The following is a 3,313-nucleotide window of genomic DNA, read 5'->3' on the forward strand; positions in this document are numbered from 1 at the left end:
TCAAGCTCACCACCCTGCGTCCCGAGCAGGCCGACTACATCGGCGTCAAGGTCGAGGGCCCGTACAAGCCGGACCACTACCGCTACTGATCTCCCCGCAGATCCGCAGCACCTGAGTCAGGCCCCCGGCACCCGTGCCGGGGGCCTGCCCCATACGTACGCACGCAAGGACCCCAGCCCATGCCCCGCGGCCGCTACTCCCTCCACGACACGCACGACCACACCCCGCTCGGCGAGGAGCACTTCCACTGCGCCCCCGGCCCCTCCGGCTGGCGCTACGTCGCCCAGCGCACCGCCCCGAACGGCGACCACCAAGGCTCGGTCGACCTGGCCGTCGACGAACTCGGCCGCCCCATCCGCCTGGAAGTGAACGCCGCCGGCTGGCAGGTCCGCGGGGCCGCCATCGACGGCGTCACCTGGGTCCGCACCGACCCCACGGGCGCCGAGGCCACCGAGGGCAACGTCCGCGCCCCCGGCTTCACCGGCACCTCCCCGGCCTTCCTCATCGCCACGGCCCGCCTGCTGCGCCTGACCCCCGGCGCCCCCGCCACCCGCGTGCGGCTGCTCGCCCTCACCGATCCCGTCCTGGCGCCCCGTACGGTCGACCAGGCGTGGGCCCTGCTGCGGCGCGAGGAGCACCCCACCGACAGCGGCCCGCTCCTGGTGGACGAATACCAGGTCAGCGCCCTGGACACCGGCGAGGTCCACACGATCCACATCGCCGGGGACGTGGTCCTCTCGGCCCCCGGCATCGAGCTCGAACACCTGGAGACCCCGCCCTCGACCTTCGAGGAATAGCCGCTCAGGCCGGCGGAGCGAACCCGCCGGCGCGCGGAGCCGCCGCAGGAGCCGGGGGCTGTAGGGGCGCCACGGGCGCCACGGGCGCGGCATGCGGGGCCTGCGGGGCCGGGCCCCGGCCGGGACCGCCGGGCACGGGAGGCATCCCGGCGGCTACCGGAGGCACGGGGCCCTGGGCGCCGGCACCCGCGAGGGCCCGTGCCGCGTCCCGCGACTGCCGCTCGTGCACCACGGCCATCAGGAACGCCGCGGCCGGCACGCCCACCGGAGGCTGCGCCCCGGTCCGCGCCACCAGATCATCCGCGAGCCGCGCCGCCATCGCCGCACCCACCTGCGGATCCAGCTGGTTCATCCGCGTCAGGTACTGCCGTATCGCCAGCCACAGCCCGTCCGGCACCGCCGACAGGTCCAGCCCGCCGAACCGCCCGGCCAGCCACGGCGGCGGCGGGGGCACCGGCATCACCCGCGCCCCCGGCACCCGCTCCCGGATCACCAGCGTCCCCGCGAACACGTCCCCGAGCCGCCGGCCGCGCGCCGACACCAGCGACGCGATGCACGCCACGGACCCGAAGGTCATCAGCAGCTCCACGACCCCCATGGCCCCGCGCACCAGCGCGTGCCGGAACCGGATCGGCCCCCCGTCGTCCCGCACCACCCGCAGCCCGCAGGCGAGCTTGCCCAGCGAGCGCCCGTGCGTCAGCGTCTCCACCGCGATCGGCACGCCGACCAGCAGCAGGAGGAAGCTCGCCACGGACACCGCCGCCTGGGCGGCGACGTCCAGCGAGGCGATCGCGTAGGCCAGCCCGATCGTGAGGATCACGTACGCGGCGAGGTACACGACCAGGTCGAGGACGATCGCCAGCGCCCGGCTCGGCAGCCGCGCAGGCCTCAACCCCAGGACGACCGCGTCCCCCGTCACCAGATCGCTCACCGCAGCACCTTTCACGTGACCTGCCCCGCCCCTACGGCATCCAGTCTGCCAAGCTGACCACACGCGCAATAGGCAGTAGCAGGGGACCTGGGGCAGGGGAGCGGGCAGGCGGATGGATCTCGATGTCTTCGTGGCGGCACACCACACGGAATGGGCCCGCCTGGAGCAGCTCCTGGGCCGCGGCCGCAAGCTCACCGGAGCCGAGGCGGACGAGCTCGTCGCCCTCTACCAGCGCACTTCCACCCATCTCTCCCTGATCCAGTCCACCACCCCCGACCCGATGCTCACGGGCCGGCTGACCCAGCTGGTCGCCCGTGCCCGCGCCACGGTGACCGGCACCCGCCGCGCCGGCTGGCGCGACGCGGCCCTCTTCTTCACCGTCGGCTTCCCGGCCGCGGTCTACCGCAGCCGCCGCTGGTGGATACCGACCGCCCTGCTCTCGACGGCCCTCGGCGTGCTCATCGGCTGGTGGATAGCCACGCACCCCGAGGTCCAGGGCGCCATCGGGGCCCCGGAGGACCTGAAGGCGCTCACGCGGCCGGGCGGCGAGTACGAGACGTACTACTCCAGCCACCCCGCCGGCTCCTTCGCCGCCAAGGTCTGGACGAACAACGCCCAGGCGGCCGCCATCTGCCTGGTCCTCGGCGCCTTCCTCGGCCTGCCCGTGCTCTGGATCCTCTTCCTGAACATGGCGAACCTGGGCGTCGGCCTCGGCCTGATGGCCGCCGCCGGCCGTCTCGACGTCTTCCTCGGCCTGATCCTCCCGCACGGCCTGCTCGAACTGACCGCGGTCTTCGTCGCGGCCGGCACCGGGCTGCGCCTGGGCTGGACGGTCATCGACCCGGGCCCCCGCACCCGCCGCACCGCCCTCGCCGAACAGGGCCGCGCCGCCCTGGGCATGGCCATCGGCCTGGCGGTGGTCCTCTTCATCTCGGGCCTGATCGAAGGCTTCGTCACCCCCTCCGGCCTCCCCACCTGGGCCCGCATCACCATCGGAGTCGTCGCGGAGGCGGCCTTCCTCCTCTACGTCTTCGTCCTCGGCGGCAGGGCCTCCCGCGCCGGCGAGGCGGGCGACGTAGAGGCCGCCGACCAGACGGCGACGCTCCCCACGGCGGCCTGATGTGCGTTGGACCCCCCGATCCTGCTAGTCTCCTCAGGTCCCGGAACGGGTGTTGACACATCCGCGACGGGGAGGTAGATTCGAACGGTTGCCTGAGCTGGACAGTTCGGCGGCCATGGTTCATAATCTCTCTTGCCCTCGCCGAGGAATCCAAGGAATTGAATTCCAGCGGGGCACAGTCGACTCCTCATTCAGGAATCGGAAGCCGGTAAATCCGGTGGAGAACTTCTGATAGAGTCGGAATCGCCGGAAAGGGAAAGCGCGAAAGCGCAGAACCTCGAAAGCGCCGAGGAAATCGGACACGAAAGAGTCTGATAGAGTCGGAAACGCAAGACAGTAGAACGAAAGCCCGGAGGAAAGCCCCAGTAAATGTTACTGAGGGTGAGTACGAAGGAAGCGTCCGTTCCTTGAGAACTCAACAGCGTGCCAAAAATCAACGCCAGAAGTTGATACCCCGTCCACTTC

General features: G+C 71.7%; 5 protein-coding genes. 3 read left to right on the forward strand and 2 right to left on the reverse strand.

Going from position 1 to position 3,313, the window contains the following annotated elements:
• On the forward strand, positions 1 to 89 hold an 89-nt coding region (locus ACFTXQ_RS36480; protein WP_382649954.1), incomplete at its 5' end, for an adenosylhomocysteinase.
• Positions 90 to 179: 90 nt separating this feature from the next.
• Positions 180 to 797: a hypothetical protein gene (locus tag ACFTXQ_RS36485; protein WP_382649942.1), complete on the forward strand. Its 618-nt coding sequence runs from the start codon at positions 180 to 182 to the stop codon at positions 795 to 797.
• A 4-nt stretch (positions 798 to 801) separates the two neighbouring features.
• On the opposite strand, the gene ACFTXQ_RS36490 is transcribed toward ACFTXQ_RS36485, so the two are convergent.
• Positions 802 to 1,728 (reverse strand): RDD family protein, encoded by a 927-nt coding sequence (locus tag ACFTXQ_RS36490; RefSeq protein WP_382649945.1) that lies wholly within the window; start codon positions 1,726 to 1,728, stop codon positions 802 to 804.
• A gap of 112 nt (positions 1,729 to 1,840) precedes the next feature.
• On the opposite strand from ACFTXQ_RS36490, the gene ACFTXQ_RS36495 reads away from it, so the two are divergent.
• Positions 1,841 to 2,848 (forward strand): stage II sporulation protein M, encoded by a 1,008-nt coding sequence (locus ACFTXQ_RS36495; protein WP_382649948.1) that lies wholly within the window; start codon positions 1,841 to 1,843, stop codon positions 2,846 to 2,848.
• Between the two features lie 191 nt (positions 2,849 to 3,039).
• Here ACFTXQ_RS36495 and ACFTXQ_RS36500 read toward each other — a convergent pair.
• Positions 3,040 to 3,313: hypothetical protein (locus ACFTXQ_RS36500; RefSeq protein ID WP_382649951.1), on the reverse strand; the 274-nt coding region annotated here is incomplete at its 5' end.

The organism is Streptomyces sp. NPDC057010 (assembly GCF_042673805.1).
Classification (GTDB): domain Bacteria; phylum Actinomycetota; class Actinomycetes; order Streptomycetales; family Streptomycetaceae; genus Streptomyces.